Below are 13,224 nucleotides of genomic sequence, written 5' to 3' on the forward strand. Positions count from 1 at the left end.
TGCGGATGGCTCTGCGAACGGCTCGCCGCTCGTCGCTGGTCGACCAGGTGATCGGCCAGCTCAGGGACGAGATCGTCGGCGGTGCCTGGGCGGTGGGCGCCAAGATCCCGCCGGAGCCGGTGCTGTCGGAGACGCTGGGGGTCGGGCGCAACACCGTCCGCGAGGCCGTCCGCGCGCTGACCCACGCGGGCCTGCTGGAGAGCCGGCAGGGCGACGGGACGTACGTCCGCGCGACGAGCGAGCTGTCCGGGGCGGTCCGGCGGCGCCTGGAGACGGCGGAGCTCGTCGAGATCCTGGAGGTGCGGCGCGGGCTGGAGGTGGAGGCCGCCAGGCTCGCGGCCACCCGGCGCACCGACGCCGACGTCGCCGCCATCGCGGTCGCTCTCGCCCGCCGTGACGCCGCCTGGGCGGCCGGAGAGCACTCCGCGTTCGTCGAGGCGGACCTCGCCTTCCACACCGCCGTCGTCGAAGCCACGCACAACCGCGTCCTGACCGACCTGTACCGCGACTTCAGCGCCGCGCTCCGGGCCAGCATCGGGGCCGCCGGCGTCCTGCTCAAGCACGCCGACGTCCCCCACGGCCCCATCGCCGCGGCCGTCGAGGCGGGCGACGCCGAAGCCGCGACCAGGGCCGCCCACGCGTGCCTCGACCAGATCCTGGCCTCCACCGCACCGCCCGGCCATGAGGGGCGCCATGAGCCCTGACCACCGCGGTCACTTCGGCCGCAAAGGCCCCCGAACCGGCGAACCCGACACGCGTCATGTGCCCTGACCGCCACGACCGCTGCGGATGCAAAGCCCCGCAGCGGCAAGCCTGACGCGCGCTGTATGCCCTGACCATCCCGAACCCCGCTGCGACCACATGGAAGCACCCGCGCCGGCGAGCTTGCGCGGGCCGTGACACCGGCCGCCCGCCTCGGCTTCACGGGCTGATGCGGCGGACCGGTCGAAGACCGCGGCCGGTGGAAACGCATGACGCCGCACGCGTGCGGTGTGCAGAGGAACGTGCCCGGCGGTCGACGCCGGGAAGACGCGACGACGAGCAAGGTGAGATGAACAGTTCTGCGACGACTCCGGTTTCCCGCGTCACGGCCGTCTGGTCGCTGGCCGGGCTGGTGCTGCTGACCGTCAACCTGCGGGCGGCGATCACCGGGATCACCCCCGTGCTCGGCGAGCTGCGGGACGTCTTCGGGCTGTCGGGCGCCGAGGTCGGCGTCCTCACCACGCTGCCGGTGCTGTGCCTGGGTGGCTTCGCCGGCGTCGCGCCGGCCGTGGCGCGGCGGCTCGGCACCGAGACCGCCATCGCCGCGTCCCTCGTCATGATCACCGCGGGAATCGTGCTGCGCGTGGTGGAGTCGCCGGTGTCGCTGTTCGTTGGAACGGTCCTGGCGGGTGCCGGGATCGCGATGGGCAACGTCCTCATGCCGGCCGTGATCAAGCGCGCGTTCCCGTCCCGCGTGGGGTCGCTCACCGGCCTCGCCATGATGCTCATGGCGGCGAGCGGCGCCGTCGCGGCGGGGCTCGCGGTGCCGCTGGACGAGGCGGGCGGGTGGCGGCTCGCCCTCGCGGTCTGGGCCGTCCCGTCGCTGGCCGCCGTGCTGGTGTGGGGGCCGCTCGCGCTCCGCGGCCGCCGCGCGCCGGCCGCCCCCGCGCCGGCTCCGCGCGGGGAGGGCACGCTGCTGCGGTCCCCGATCGCCTGGTACGTCGCCGCGTTCATGGGGCTGACGTCGCTGATGTTCTACGTCCTGATGTCGTGGCTGCCGGAGATCATGCGGGACGCGGGATTCGCGCCCGCGGCCGCCGGGATGATGGTCTCCGTCATGATGATCGTCGGGATTCCGCTGGGGTTCGCGGTCCCGGTGTTCGCCGCGCGGCTGCGCGACCAGCGTCCGGTGATCGCCGGTGTCGCCGTCACGATGGCGGCGGGCCTCGCCGGGCTACTGCTCGCCCCGTCCGCCGGCTGGGCGTGGGCCGTGGTCCTCGGGATCGGCACCGGCAGCGCGTTCCCGCTGGCGTACACGCTGCTCAGCCTGCGGTCGCCGAGCCCGTCCGCGGCGGCGGGGCTGTCCGGGATGGCGCAGACGGGCGGCTACCTCCTCGCCGGCGCCGGCCCGCTCGCGGTCGGGGTGCTGCACGACGCCACGGGCGGCTGGCACGTCCCGATCGTGCTCCTGCTCGTGCTGCTCGTGCCCGAGATCGCCTTCGGGCTGCTGGCGGCGCGTCCCGGATACGTGCGCCCGGCCGCGCCGCGGCCGCGTCCGGAGAAGGCTCCCGCCGCGCTGGAGCCGGCGGCCCGCACGCGCTGACGCCGGTCAGCCCATGTCGACGGCGTCCAGGTCGAGGACGCGGGCGTGCAGGACGAGCCGCTGGTGCAGCGCCGCCCGGAGCGCGCGGTGCAGGCCGTCCTCCAGGTAGAGCTCGCCCTGCCACTGGACGACGTGCGGGAACAGGTCGCCGTAGAACGTGGAGTCCTTCGAGAGGAGGGACTGCAGGTCCATCTCGCGCTTGGTGCTGACGAGCTGGTCGAGGCGTACCTGGCGAGGCGGGATCTTGGCCCAGTCACGGGACGAGAGCCCGTGGTCCGGATAGGGCCTTCCGTCACCCACCGCCTTGAAGATCACCCTTCGAGTCTACGGCGTCGTCCTCCGGCCGGAGAAGGCAACGCAACAACATGTGTCACTCAAGTTGTCCCATACGGTAAACCAGTTACCTCCCAGTTCAGGCCGTTCGTCACAAAGTTGCGGCGTACCGTTGGCCCATGACGGGTGCGCGTCCTTCCGGTGTACGGCTCGCCGAGCTGGTGGGCGCGCTCTCCCTGGCCGTCGACCTGGGCCTGGGGCAGCCCATGGAGCACGTGGCGCGCTCCTGCCTGCTGGCCTGCCGCCTGGGGTCCCGCATGGGGCTGGACGAAGCCGACCGCGCCGCCCTCTACTACACGGCGCTCCAACGCCGTCCGGGAGGGCATGGACGGCGACATCCAGTGGGTCCAGACCTACGTGGCGGGGGACCGGTTCTTCTGCGTGTACAACGCCGAGAGCGAGGACCTGATCCGCGAGCACGCGGCGCGGGGCGGCTTCCCCTGCGACCACGTCCGCCAGGTCGGGGCCGTCATCGACCCCGTCACCGCCGAGCAGTGACCCGGCCCGCCTAGCCCGCGACATGGAAAGGCCGGTGCCCGACGCGGGCACCGGCCTCGATGTGGCGGAGGATGCGAGATTCGAACTCGCGAGCGCTTGCACGCAACACGCTTTCCAAGCGTGCGCCCTAGGCCACTAGGCGAATCCTCCACGGGGAAGCCTACCGGGTTCCGGGCAGTGATCTGACATCAATTACGGCGGAGACCGGGATCGGCCCGTAGACGTGCGGGAAGACGTCGTCACCGGCGGGTTCGTACCGGACCGGGGCGTCCAGCCGGGTCACGTCGACGGTCAGCAGCACCAGGTCTTCGCGCGGGACGCCCGTGTAGAAGCGGGCGAGGACGCCGGCGACCTGGGCCATGTCGGACGAGCAGTGGATGAAGCCCTCGTCGTCCAGCGTCCGGCCCAGCGTGGACATGGTGTACGGCGCACCGGACGCGCGGGCGGATTCCCAGTGGGTTCGTTCGGCGATGTGCAGGAGCGTGTCGCGGGTCGAGGCGGGCATGAGGCGGAGACTACGCGGGAAGCGTGGCAATCCAGGGCCGGGGATGACATAGACTCTGGGCAGACCCCTCGCATGGCGTCATCCTGTGAACCTCCCCAGGGCCGGAAGGCAGCAAGGATAAGCAGGCTCTGGCGGGTGTGCGGGGGGTCCTTTTCGCTTGTGACGCTCTGCTTCTCCAGGAGGGCGGACCCCCATGAGTCTGGCGCTGTACCGCAAGTACCGGCCAGCGACGTTCGCAGAGCTGAAAGGACAGGAGCACGTCGCCGAGCCGCTGCAGCAGGCGCTGCGCAACGGCCGGATCAACCACGCGTACCTGTTCAGCGGCCCCCGCGGCTGCGGCAAGACGTCCAGCGCCCGGATCCTCGCCCGGTCGCTGAACTGCGAGCGGGGGCCGACCCCCGACCCCTGCGGCGAATGCGACTCGTGCGTCGCGCTCGGGCCGGCCGGGACGGGCCACATCGACGTGATCGAGATAGACGCCGCGTCCCACGGCGGGGTCGACGACGCCCGCGACCTGCGGGAACGCGCCTTCTTCGCCCCGGTCTCCGCGCGCTTCAAGGTGTACATCATCGACGAGGCGCACATGGTCACCCGCGAGGGCTTCAACGCGCTGCTGAAGCTCGTCGAGGAGCCGCCGCCGCACCTGAAGTTCGTGTTCGCGACCACCGAGCCGGACAAGGTCATCGGGACGATCCGGTCCCGGACCCACCACTACCCGTTCCGGCTGATCCCGCCCGGCGTGCTGCAGGAGCTCGTCGAGGAGATCCTGCGGGCCGAGAACGTCCCCTACGAGGCGTCCGCGCTGCCGCTGGCGGTGCGCGCCGGCGCCGGCTCCGCCCGCGACACGCTCTCGATCCTCGACCAGCTGCTCGCCGGGTCCGACGAGAAGGGCATCACGTACGCGCGGGCCGTGTCGCTGCTCGGCTACACCGACTCCGCGCTGCTGGACGAGATCATCACCGCGTTCGCCGCCCGCGACGGCGCCGCCGTCTTCGCCGCCGTCGACCGGGTGATCGAGAGCGGCCAGGACCCGCGCCGGTTCACCGCCGACCTGCTGGAGCGCGTCCGGGACCTGGTGATCCTGTCGAACGTCCCCGAGGCGGGCGGGACGGGGCTGCTGAACGTTCCGCCGGACGAGCTGGACGCGATGCGGCGCCAGGCGTCCTCGATGGGGCCGGGCGAGCTGACGCGCGCCGCCGACCTGCTGCACACCGGCCTCACCGAGATGCGCGGCGCCACGTCCCCGCGGCTGCTGCTGGAACTGATCTGCGCCCGCATCCTGCTGCCCGCGGCCTACGAGGACGAGGCGTCGATGTTCGCCCGCCTGGACCGCCTGGAGCGCCGAGCGGCCGAGGGCGGCCTCGCGGGCGCCCAGCCCGGCCCGGGCATGACCCAAGCCGTCAGCAGCGCCGTTCAGCCGCATGAAGATCACTCCCCGCCCTCCCCGGAGGGCGACGCCGCTACCAGCGACAACCCCCGCCCTCCAGCAGCGCCGCCAAAGGAGCGTCCTGCGGATAACACCCGCAGCACACCCCGCGCCAGTTCGTCGGGACGTGCCGCGCAGCCGGCGCCCGCCGCGGGTCCGGCTGAGGCCGCCGGGCAGCAGGGTGCCGGCGGGGGTGTGGATTTCGGGGCCGTCCAGCGGCTGTGGCCGGACGTCGTCGAGGCGGTCAAGCAGAAGAGCCGCGCCACCTGGATGACCATCATGTCCGGGGTGCAGCCGGTGTCGCTGGACGGCAAGGTCCTGACGCTGGGCTTCGACGCGGAGGGGCGTCGCCTCGGCTTCGTCAACGGCGGACGTGACGCCGTCCTCCGCGAGGTCTTCAAAGAGCGCATGGGGGTCGACTGGCGCATCGAGACCGTCGTCGGCGGCGGAGGCGGCGCCATGGGCGGACGTCCCCCGGGTCAGGGCTCCGGAGGCGGCGGGCGAGCGGCCGGCGGGAACGGCGGCGGCTTCGGCTCCGCGCAGTCGTCCGGCTTCGGGTCGGGCGGCGCCGCGCCGGGCGGCTTCGGCGGCGCGCCGGAGGCGCAGGCGCAGCGGCCCGTCTCCCAGCAGTCCCGGCCCGCGAACCCCGTCCCGCGTCCCGCGAGCGGCGGGGGCCCGGCGCGCCAGGCGGACCCGGGTCCGATGGCTCCGCCGCCGGACGAGCCTCCGCCGCCCCCCGAACCCGCGCCGGTGGACGAAAGCGACGAGGTCGACCCCGAAGGCGACGCGGACGCCGACGGCACCGAGGCCGAGATGAGCGGCATGGCCCTCATCCAGCGCGAACTCGGCGGCCAGATCATCCGCGAGATCGACAACTCGAACCCGCAGTAGCCCCGGCCGCGGCCGTTCACAGGGAGCGGATCACCTTGGCCGGGTTGCCCACGGCGACCACGTCCGGCGGGACGTCCTTCGTCACGACCGAGCCGGCGCCGATGACGCTGTTGGCGCCGATTGTCACGCCGGGGAGCACGATGGCGCCGCCGCCCAGCCAGACGTTGTCGCCGATCACGATCGGTTCGGCGGCCTCCAGCTTCGCGCGGCGCTGCCCGGGGTCGAGTGGGTGCGTCGGCGTGAGCAGCTGCACATGAGGGCCGATCTGCACGTCGGCGCCGATCGTGATGGGCGCCGCGTCCAGGGCGGTGAGCCCGTAGTTGGCGAACGTGCCCGGCCCGACGGTGATGTGGGTGCCGTAGTCGACGTACAGCGGCGGACGGATATGGGCGTCCGGAGCGATCGACCCGAGCAGCTCCTCCAGGACGGCGCGGGCGGCGTCCTGGTCGGTGACGTAGACCTCCCCGTATCGATGGGCCAGGGCGATGGCGCGCTTGGACGCCGCCTCCAGCTCCGGGTCGTCGGCGATGTACAGGTCACCGGCGAGCATCCGCTCGCGGTTGCCGCGGGGATCCCCGGCGAAGAAATCACTCATCGATCACGATCTACCCAGGAAACGGGTGCGGACCCCGCTGTTCGACCCGGGCCGCGCGCGGCGCCGCGCCCGCCAAGATCATGACCGGCGTACTTACCGCATCATGGCGCGAACCCGTAGTCTCGGGGGACGACGTCCGGCGGCTGGCGGAGCGCCAGAGAGCAGGCCCTCGGGGGCCGGAAGAGGGAGTGCACCGTGGAACCCGGTGGTCAGCTCAACATGCAGGAGCTGCTGCAGCAGGCGCAGGCCATGCAGGAGCAGCTCTTCAACGCGCAGCGCGAGCTCGCGGAGGCCGAGGTGAAGGGCACCGCCGGCGGCGGGCTCGTCACCGCGACGGTCAACGGGCAGGGCGAGGTGGTCGGCCTGTCGATCGACCCGGAGGCGATCGACCCCGGCGATCCGGCCGACACGGCGGAGACCATCGCCGACCTCGTCCTCGCCGCGATCCGGGACGCCGCCCGCGAGGCGCAGGAACTGCAGCAGGAGAAGATGGGGCCGCTCGCCCAGGGCCTCGGCGGGCTGCCGGGCGGCGGCGACCTGCCCGGCGGCTTCCCCGGCCTCGGCGGCGGCCAGGGCGCCTGAGCGCGGACGATCTGGGAAAGGAGGGGTCCGTTGTACGAAGGGGTGGTCCAGAACCTCATCGACGAGCTGGGCAGGCTGCCCGGCGTCGGCCCCAAGAGCGCGCAGCGGATCGCCTTCCACCTGCTCGCCGCCGACCCGGCCGACGTCGAACGGCTCGCCAAGGCGCTCAAGGAGGTCAAGGACAAGGTCCGCTTCTGCAAGACGTGCGGGAACGTCGCCGAGGAAGAGGAGTGCCGGATCTGCCGGGACGCCCGCCGCGACCCCCACGTCATCTGCGTCGTGGAGGAGTCCAAGGACGTCGTCGCGATCGAGAAGACCCGCGAGTTCCGCGGCACCTACCACGTCCTCGGCGGCGCGATCAGCCCGATCGAGGGCGTCGGCCCGGACGACCTGCGCATCCGCGAGCTGATGCGGCGGCTCGCGGACGGGACGGTCACCGAGCTGATCCTCGCCACCGACCCCAACCTGGAGGGCGAGGCGACCGCGACGTACCTCGCCCGGCTCGTCAAGCCCATGGGCATCACCGTCACCCGTCTGGCCAGCGGCCTGCCGGTGGGTGGCGACCTCGAGTACGCAGACGAGGTGACGCTGGGCCGCGCATTCGAAGGACGGAGGCTGCTCGATGTCTGACACCAACAGCCCGCAGGACTGGAACGCCCTCGCCGAGCGCGTGGCGTGCCACGTCGACAACTACCTGGACGGACTGGAGGCGGTCGCCCGCGGCGACGGCGGGACGCACACGATCCCGCTGCTCCTCCTCGAAGTGTCGCAGGTCATCCTGGCCGGCGCGCAGCTCGGCGCCAGCGCCGACGTCATCCTCCCGGACAACTGGGAGCCGGAGGTCGGCGACGACCCCGACCTCGACTCCGTGCGGCAGGGCCTGTCCGAGCGGCTCGTCGCCCTGGACGAGTACGTCGAGGTCTTCGACCCGTACAAGGACACCGAGCCCACGGCGTACCGCCTGTCGGACGACCTCGTCGACGTCGCCAGCGACCTCGTGCACGGGCTCCGCCACTACAACCAGGGCCGCCCCCTGGAGGCACTCTGGTGGTGGCAGTACTCCTACTTCAACCACTGGGGCAACCACGCCGGCGCCGCGCTGCGCGCCCTGCACGCCTTCGTCGCGAACGCCCGCCTGGACGTCGCCCCCGAAGCCGCCACGGAGGCGGCCGCGGAAGTCGCCACGGCCTAAGCGGACCCGCGACGGCGTAGCCGCACGCGCGACGGTCTAACCGCATGTGGCGGGGCTGACCGGCGCCTCCAGCGCCGAGGCGACCGCCTCGGTGGCCTTGTCGACGTCCGGGCCGATCCGCCCGCCGTCCGCGGAGGCCCACGCGAACACGCCGAGGTCGTCGTCCCAGACGACCTGGGCCGTCCGCCCCCGGTACGCGACGTGCAGCACGTCGTCCTCCGGACGCGCCGCGGACACCTGCGGGGCCCGGCGCCGCAGCGCCGCGTACAGCGAATGCAGCGGCCCCCGGCGGACCCTCGGCAGCTCGTCGAACGCGCCCATCAGCTCTCCCATCAGCTCCGGCCCCGCGGCGCACCGCGCCATGGCGGGGTCGCGGACGCAACGGATCACCGGTGGACGAGACGAACCGCGGCACCCCGCCGACCCCTGCCGATACGTAGACGCTTTGCCCCGCTTTCAGGTGGTCCGCTGAGACGATCCGTGTGCCGGGTGAGCCGTCCGGAAGAGGCCGCGCGCGCCGCGCCGCGGAGGTTCGGTGAGCGGCGGCCCCGTCCGGTTCGTCGGGCCGCGGGACAGGTCAGGCCACGCGGCTCAGCAGGGTGCCGGCGTTCTGGAAGGCGTCGCTCAGGACGCGGCCGACCTCGTCCAGCTTCTTGCGGACCTTGGCGACGCCGATGGCGCCGCCGGACAGGCCGGTGGTGGCCAGGCCGGCGTCGACGATGAGGGTGCCGTCCTGCTGCGGGTGCAGCAGGATGCGGTACTTGTAGTGCGTGGCGAACGCCCCGAGGAGGAGCGCCTTGGTGCGGCTGCCCTTCTCGATGATGCAGTCGCCGGGGTTCTCCCAGGTGAAGCGGAACCCCTCGGCCTGGAGCACCTGCTCCAGGAACGGGCGGACCTGATCGGGGGTACCGGTCACCTGCAGCTTGACGGAATCGGCCATGGTGCTCCTCTTCGGGGGTGCGAATCTCAACGCTGTCGAAGCATTAGGACGAGCGTTTCGGCTCAAGTGTTCGGGATGGTGAGGAGTGAATCACATTTTGTGGTGATCCGGGGGCGTCAGACGAGCCACCGGCCGTCGCGCATCAGGTCCCGGCCGGGGATCTCGTTCACCTCGCGCCATGCCTGGATCCGGCGCGGAGTGATGCGGAACCAGCGGTACGGCGCGTCGAGCGTGCGGGGGTCGAAGCCGGTGCGCTCGGCGAACAGGTCGGCCCGTTCCCGCGGCAGCGCGGCCGGCTCGACGACCTCGACGTCGCCGTCGATCATGCACACGTCGCGGGTGCCGCCGAGCGCGAGCCGGGCGGTCCGGGTGGCGGCCAGGTTCCGGCCGGTCGGGCTGTCCGCCGGGGTGGCGGCGAGGAGGGCCTCGCCGTCCCAGTCGAAGGACAGCGGCACCAGGTACGGCGCGCCGTCCGGCGACGCGCTGGCCACCCAGACGTCGACGTCGTGGGCGAGACGGTGCTCGGTGTCGCGGCGGCGCCGCGCCCGGGGGCGCGGCTCGGCGGGACCGGTCATGGTCACTCCTTGATGGCTGGGCCGATGCGGCTGATCGCCGCCGTCCCAGCGTGTCCCGGCCGGCGGGCGGGCCGCCTCCGTGCCGGGCACGGAGACCGCTACGGATAATGAGTCGGTGTCCAGCTCAGAGATCTCCGCCCGGGAAGCCGAAGTGCTCGCGCTGGTCGGCGAGCACCTCAGCAACGCGGAGATCGCCGCGCGCCTCGTCATCTCCGTCCGCACCGTCGAGTCGCACGTGTCCTCGCTGCTGCGCAAGCTGCAGTTGCCGGACCGGCGGGCGCTCGCCCGGCACGCGGCCGAGTCCGCCCGCGCCGAGCCGGCGGCCCCCGCGCTGCCGGCGCCGTTGACGGCGTTCATCGGCCGGGCGCGGGAGCGCCGGGAGCTGGCCGCCGCGGTGCGGGAGCACCGGCTGGTGACCGTGTCCGGGCCGGGCGGGGTGGGCAAGACGCGGCTGGCGCTCGCGGTCGCGGAGGACGTGGCCCGCGACTTCGCGGACGGCGTCTGGTTCGTCGACCTCGTCCCCGTCACCGAACCGGGGCGGGTGGGCGCGGCCGTCGCGGCGGCCGCCGGCGTGGGCGAGCAGCCCGGGCGCGGCATCGACGACGCGGTGCCGGCCGCGCTCGCGGACCGCCGGGCGCTGCTCGTCCTGGACAACTGCGAGCACGTCCGCGACGGGGTGGCGCCGTTCCTGGAGCGGCTGCTGGCGGCCTGCCCGCGGCTCCGGGTGCTGGTCACGAGCCGGGCGCGGCTGCTGGTGCCGTTCGAGCGGATCTTCCCCGTCCCGCCGCTGTCCCGGGAGGGCGGGGAGGAGTCGGAGGCGGTGGCCCTGTTCATGGACCGGGCGGCGGCGGTCGGGCGGCCGCTCGGCCCGGCGGTGAGCGAGGGCGTCGTCGCCGTCTGCGAGCGGCTCGGCGGGATGGCGCTGGCGATCGAGCTGGCGGCGGCGCGGTGGTCCACGCTCGGGCTGGACGGCCTCACCGCCGGCCTCTCCGACCAGCTGCGCATCCTCACCGGCGGGCCCCGCGCCGACGACCGGCACCGCTCCGTGCGGGCCGTGCTGGACTGGAGCCACGACCTGCTGGAGCCGCACGAGCAGGCGCTGCTGCGCCGCACCTCGGTGTTCGTCGCGCCGTTCACCGCGGAGGCGGCCGCCGAGGTCGCCGGGTTCGCGCCGCTCGACCCCGCCGCGGTCGTCGACGGGCTCGGCGGGCTCGCCGAGCAGAGCCTGCTCGCCGTGACGCCGTCCGAGACCGGCACCCGGTACCACGCGCTGGAGACCATCCGCCAGTACGGGACGGAGCGGCTCGCCGGCGCCGGAGAACTGGCCGGCGTCCGGTCCCGGCACCTCGGCTGGTGCCTGGCCGGCGCCGCCGCCCTCACCGGCGCCGAAGGCGCGGACTGGCGGGCCCGTTTCGACGCCGTCGCCGAGGACATGCGGGCCGCCCTCGCCTGGGCCGCCGAGCAGCCGGAGCACCGCGCGGACGCGCACCGGCTCGCCTCGGCCATGGCGGAGCTGGCCTTCGCCCGCAACCTGCTCGGCGAGGCGCAGCAGCGGTTCGAGCAGGCGGCCGGGCTCGCCGACGCGTCCGCCGCCCCCGAGGCGCTGCGGCAGGCGGCCGCCGTGGCCGGGTGCCGCAGCCTCGACGGCGACATGTTCCGCCTGCTCCGCGCCGCCGCGGAGGCCGCCCGCCGGGCCGGGGACACCGCCGGCGCCGGCCGCGACCTGGCGTTCGCGGCGACCGTCGCGTACCGCTTCTCCAGCTCGTTCGCGCAGACCCCGCCGGTGGACGAGGTGACCGCCATGCTGGCGGAGGCCCGGAAGCTGGCCGGCGGCGCCCCCGCCGCCGAGGCGGCGGTCGCGCTCGCCGAGGCGGCGGTGGTCGCGGACGCGTTCGGCGCCGTCCAGGGCGACCCGGACAACCCCGCGCAGGAGACCGTCGAAGCCGCCCGGCGCGCGGTCGAAGCCGCCCGGCGCGCCGGCGACCCGGAGGCGGAGTCGGCCGCGCTGGACGCGCTGTCCGGCGCGCAGAGCTGGGCCGGCGACGGCTTCGCCGCCGCGGCCGCCGCGCGGCGCCGCCTCGAACTGCTGTCCGCCGGGCCGCGCACCCCCGCCCGCACGCACGAACTGATGGACGCCCTCGCCATGGCCGCCGGAACCGCCGTCGGCGTGGGCGAGCTGCCGGAGGCTCGCCGGTGGGGCGGGCGGCTCGCCGGCCATCCGCTGCTCGCCGAGGCCGGCCACCACGCCACGTCCTGGCTGCTCATCGCGGACGCGTTCAGCGGCCGCGCCGAAGAGGTGCTCGCCACCAGCGTGCGGTTCCTGGACGCGTGGGAGCACAGCGGGCGCCTGCGGTCGCGGTCGTCCGGCCCGGCCGCCGCGTCCGTCGCGATGATCCACGGGTTGCGCGGCGACGACGAGGCCCGCGCGGACTGGCTCGCGATCGTCGGCGAGTCCGGCCCGGAAGCGGACCACCGCCTCGGCTACGGCGCGGTCTTCGACGCCATGGTCCTGCTCCACCGCGGCGACGCGGACGCGGCGCTGGAGCGCGTCGCCCCGCCGCCGGACCGGGTGTGGAAGTGGGTCTGCTGGGTCTGGCTGCACTGGTACACGGCGCTGCGCGCGGAGACGGCGGTGCTCGCCGGGCGCCCCGACGCCCGCGACCGCATCGCCGCCGCCCGCGCCCGGGTCGCCGGCAACCCGGTCGCCTCCGCACAGGTCGACCGGGCGGAGGCGCTGCTCGACGGCGACCTGCCGCGGCTGCTCGGCACCGCCGCCGCGTTCGACGCGGCCGGCTGCCGCTACCAGGCGGCGCGCACGCTGGTCCTCGCCGGCGGCGAGCACGCCGCCGCCGGGCGGGCCGCCCTCGCCCGGCTCGGGCTCGCGCCCGCCCGGTAGCGCCCGCGGTCAGCCCACCGCCCGCTTCACCAGCTCGGCGATGCGCTTCTCCACCTCGGGCGTCACCTCGGTCAGGGCGAACGCGGTCGCCCACATCGGGCCGTCGTCCAGCTTCGCCGCGTCGTTGAACCCGAGCGTGGCGTACCGCGCCTTGAACTTCGCCGCGCTCTGGAAGAAGCAGACGACCTTGCCGTCCAGCGCGTAGGCGGGCATCCCGTACCAGAGCCGCGGCGCGAGGGCCGGGGCGTTCACGGTGACGATCTCGTGGACGCGCTCGGCCATGACCCGGTCCGAGCCCTCCATCTCGGCGATCTTCGCGACCACGTCCCGCGCGGCCTCCGCCGCCTTCTCGGCCTGCGAGGCGCGGCGCGCCGCCTTCTTCCGCTCCTGGGCGTGCTCCTTCATCGCGGCCCGCTCCTCGGCCGTGAACCCCTCGTACGTGCCGCTCTTGTCCGCCATGGTCACTCCCGTGGTCGTCGTCCATGA

General features: G+C 74.1%; 15 protein-coding genes, 1 tRNA gene and 1 other RNA gene. 9 read left to right on the forward strand and 8 right to left on the reverse strand.

The window, feature by feature from the left end; all coding sequences use genetic code 11:
• Nucleotides 1-5 precede the first annotated feature (5 nt).
• Together ACIWVC_RS07560 and ACIWVC_RS07565 are read left to right on the forward strand one after the other, a co-directional pair.
• Entirely contained in the window at nucleotides 6-704 is a 699-nt protein-coding gene (locus tag ACIWVC_RS07560; protein ID WP_396446427.1) for a FadR/GntR family transcriptional regulator, read from the forward strand.
• Nucleotides 705-1,051: 347 nt separating this feature from the next.
• Nucleotides 1,052-2,305 carry a CynX/NimT family MFS transporter gene (locus ACIWVC_RS07565; protein ID WP_396446426.1) on the forward strand — a complete coding sequence of 418 codons (1,254 nt, stop codon included), beginning with the start codon at nucleotides 1,052-1,054 and terminating at the stop codon, nucleotides 2,303-2,305.
• 6 nt (nucleotides 2,306-2,311) lie between these two features.
• Here ACIWVC_RS07565 and ACIWVC_RS07570 read toward each other — a convergent pair whose 3' ends face one another.
• A complete protein-coding gene (locus ACIWVC_RS07570) occupies nucleotides 2,312-2,620 on the reverse strand; it encodes a type II toxin-antitoxin system VapB family antitoxin (RefSeq protein ID WP_396446425.1) in 309 nt (102 codons plus the stop codon).
• A gap of 159 nt (nucleotides 2,621-2,779) precedes the next feature.
• Here ACIWVC_RS07570 and ACIWVC_RS07575 point away from each other — a divergent pair, with 159 nt between their 5' ends.
• Nucleotides 2,780-3,136, forward strand: a complete 357-nt coding sequence (locus ACIWVC_RS07575; RefSeq protein WP_396453950.1) for a DUF4242 domain-containing protein — start codon at nucleotides 2,780-2,782, stop codon at nucleotides 3,134-3,136.
• Nucleotides 3,137-3,198: 62 nt separating this feature from the next.
• On the opposite strand, the gene ACIWVC_RS07580 is transcribed toward ACIWVC_RS07575, so the two are convergent.
• Nucleotides 3,199-3,286, reverse strand: a tRNA-Ser gene (locus tag ACIWVC_RS07580).
• Nucleotides 3,287-3,296: 10 nt separating this feature from the next.
• Nucleotides 3,297-3,641 carry a DUF952 domain-containing protein gene (locus ACIWVC_RS07585; protein WP_396446423.1) on the reverse strand — a complete coding sequence of 115 codons (345 nt, stop codon included), beginning with the start codon at nucleotides 3,639-3,641 and terminating at the stop codon, nucleotides 3,297-3,299.
• Nucleotides 3,642-3,700: 59 nt separating this feature from the next.
• Between ACIWVC_RS07585 and ffs the strand changes: the two genes are divergently transcribed.
• Together ffs and ACIWVC_RS07595 are read left to right on the forward strand one after the other, a co-directional pair.
• Nucleotides 3,701-3,796: signal recognition particle sRNA small type (gene ffs, locus ACIWVC_RS07590), an RNA gene on the forward strand.
• Nucleotides 3,797-3,834: 38 nt separating this feature from the next.
• On the forward strand, nucleotides 3,835-5,958 hold the full coding sequence (locus ACIWVC_RS07595; protein ID WP_396453942.1) for a DNA polymerase III subunit gamma and tau: 2,124 nt from the start codon (nucleotides 3,835-3,837) through the stop codon (nucleotides 5,956-5,958).
• Nucleotides 5,959-5,974: 16 nt separating this feature from the next.
• Here the strand turns inward: ACIWVC_RS07595 and ACIWVC_RS07600 are convergent, their stop codons facing one another.
• Nucleotides 5,975-6,553: a sugar O-acetyltransferase gene (locus tag ACIWVC_RS07600; RefSeq protein WP_396446421.1), complete on the reverse strand. Its 579-nt coding sequence runs from the start codon at nucleotides 6,551-6,553 to the stop codon at nucleotides 5,975-5,977.
• A 195-nt stretch (nucleotides 6,554-6,748) separates the two neighbouring features.
• Here ACIWVC_RS07600 and ACIWVC_RS07605 point away from each other — a divergent pair, with 195 nt between their 5' ends.
• Genes ACIWVC_RS07605 through ACIWVC_RS07615 form a run of 3 tightly spaced genes read left to right on the forward strand, consistent with a single transcriptional unit; the run spans nucleotide 6,749 to nucleotide 8,327 of the window.
• Entirely contained in the window at nucleotides 6,749-7,135 is a 387-nt protein-coding gene (locus ACIWVC_RS07605; protein ID WP_396446420.1) for a YbaB/EbfC family nucleoid-associated protein, read from the forward strand.
• A gap of 30 nt (nucleotides 7,136-7,165) precedes the next feature.
• Nucleotides 7,166-7,765, forward strand: a complete 600-nt coding sequence (recR, locus tag ACIWVC_RS07610; RefSeq protein WP_396446419.1) for a recombination mediator RecR — start codon at nucleotides 7,166-7,168, stop codon at nucleotides 7,763-7,765.
• On the forward strand, nucleotides 7,758-8,327 hold the full coding sequence (locus ACIWVC_RS07615; RefSeq protein WP_396446418.1) for a DUF5063 domain-containing protein: 570 nt from the start codon (nucleotides 7,758-7,760) through the stop codon (nucleotides 8,325-8,327). Before recR ends, ACIWVC_RS07615 begins: the two co-directional genes overlap by 8 nt.
• 36 nt (nucleotides 8,328-8,363) lie before the next feature.
• On the opposite strand, the gene ACIWVC_RS07620 is transcribed toward ACIWVC_RS07615, so the two are convergent.
• The 3 genes from ACIWVC_RS07620 to ACIWVC_RS07630 all read right to left on the reverse strand — a co-directional run bounded on the left by ACIWVC_RS07620 (nucleotide 8,364) and on the right by ACIWVC_RS07630 (nucleotide 9,842).
• Complete coding sequence (locus tag ACIWVC_RS07620; protein ID WP_396446417.1) at nucleotides 8,364-8,717, reverse strand: hypothetical protein; 354 nt, start codon at nucleotides 8,715-8,717, stop codon at nucleotides 8,364-8,366.
• A 187-nt stretch (nucleotides 8,718-8,904) separates the two neighbouring features.
• Nucleotides 8,905-9,267 (reverse strand): hypothetical protein, encoded by a 363-nt coding sequence (locus ACIWVC_RS07625; protein WP_396446416.1) that lies wholly within the window; start codon nucleotides 9,265-9,267, stop codon nucleotides 8,905-8,907.
• A gap of 116 nt (nucleotides 9,268-9,383) precedes the next feature.
• Nucleotides 9,384-9,842, reverse strand: a complete 459-nt coding sequence (locus tag ACIWVC_RS07630) for a pyridoxamine 5'-phosphate oxidase family protein (protein ID WP_396446415.1) — start codon at nucleotides 9,840-9,842, stop codon at nucleotides 9,384-9,386.
• Between the two features lie 115 nt (nucleotides 9,843-9,957).
• Between ACIWVC_RS07630 and ACIWVC_RS07635 the strand changes: the two genes are divergently transcribed.
• Nucleotides 9,958-12,738: an ATP-binding protein gene (locus ACIWVC_RS07635; RefSeq protein ID WP_396453944.1), complete on the forward strand. Its 2,781-nt coding sequence runs from the start codon at nucleotides 9,958-9,960 to the stop codon at nucleotides 12,736-12,738.
• Between the two features lie 9 nt (nucleotides 12,739-12,747).
• Here the strand turns inward: ACIWVC_RS07635 and ACIWVC_RS07640 are convergent, their stop codons facing one another.
• On the reverse strand, nucleotides 12,748-13,197 hold the full coding sequence (locus ACIWVC_RS07640; protein ID WP_396446413.1) for an iron chaperone: 450 nt from the start codon (nucleotides 13,195-13,197) through the stop codon (nucleotides 12,748-12,750).
• Between the last annotated feature and the right edge of the window lie 27 nt (nucleotides 13,198-13,224).

Origin of the sequence: Actinomadura sp. (assembly GCF_044508335.1) — a bacterium.
Lineage (GTDB): Bacteria > Actinomycetota > Actinomycetes > Streptosporangiales > Streptosporangiaceae > Spirillospora.

Excerpts from the sequence above, each read along its gene's own strand:
- ACIWVC_RS07560 (WP_396446427.1), top strand. The coding sequence starts at position 6 with ATGGCTCTGCGAACGGCTCGCCGCTCGTCGCTGGTCGACCAGGTGATC.
- ACIWVC_RS07565 (WP_396446426.1), top strand. The coding sequence starts at position 1,052 with ATGAACAGTTCTGCGACGACTCCGGTTTCCCGCGTCACGGCCGTCTGG.
- ACIWVC_RS07585 (WP_396446423.1), bottom strand. The coding sequence starts at position 3,641 with ATGCCCGCCTCGACCCGCGACACGCTCCTGCACATCGCCGAACGAACC.
- ACIWVC_RS07595 (WP_396453942.1), top strand. The coding sequence starts at position 3,835 with ATGAGTCTGGCGCTGTACCGCAAGTACCGGCCAGCGACGTTCGCAGAG.
- ACIWVC_RS07600 (WP_396446421.1), bottom strand. The coding sequence starts at position 6,553 with ATGAGTGATTTCTTCGCCGGGGATCCCCGCGGCAACCGCGAGCGGATG.
- ACIWVC_RS07615 (WP_396446418.1), top strand. The coding sequence starts at position 7,758 with ATGTCTGACACCAACAGCCCGCAGGACTGGAACGCCCTCGCCGAGCGC.
- ACIWVC_RS07625 (WP_396446416.1), bottom strand. The coding sequence starts at position 9,267 with ATGGCCGATTCCGTCAAGCTGCAGGTGACCGGTACCCCCGATCAGGTC.
- ACIWVC_RS07630 (WP_396446415.1), bottom strand. The coding sequence starts at position 9,842 with ATGACCGGTCCCGCCGAGCCGCGCCCCCGGGCGCGGCGCCGCCGCGAC.
- ACIWVC_RS07640 (WP_396446413.1), bottom strand. The coding sequence starts at position 13,197 with ATGGCGGACAAGAGCGGCACGTACGAGGGGTTCACGGCCGAGGAGCGG.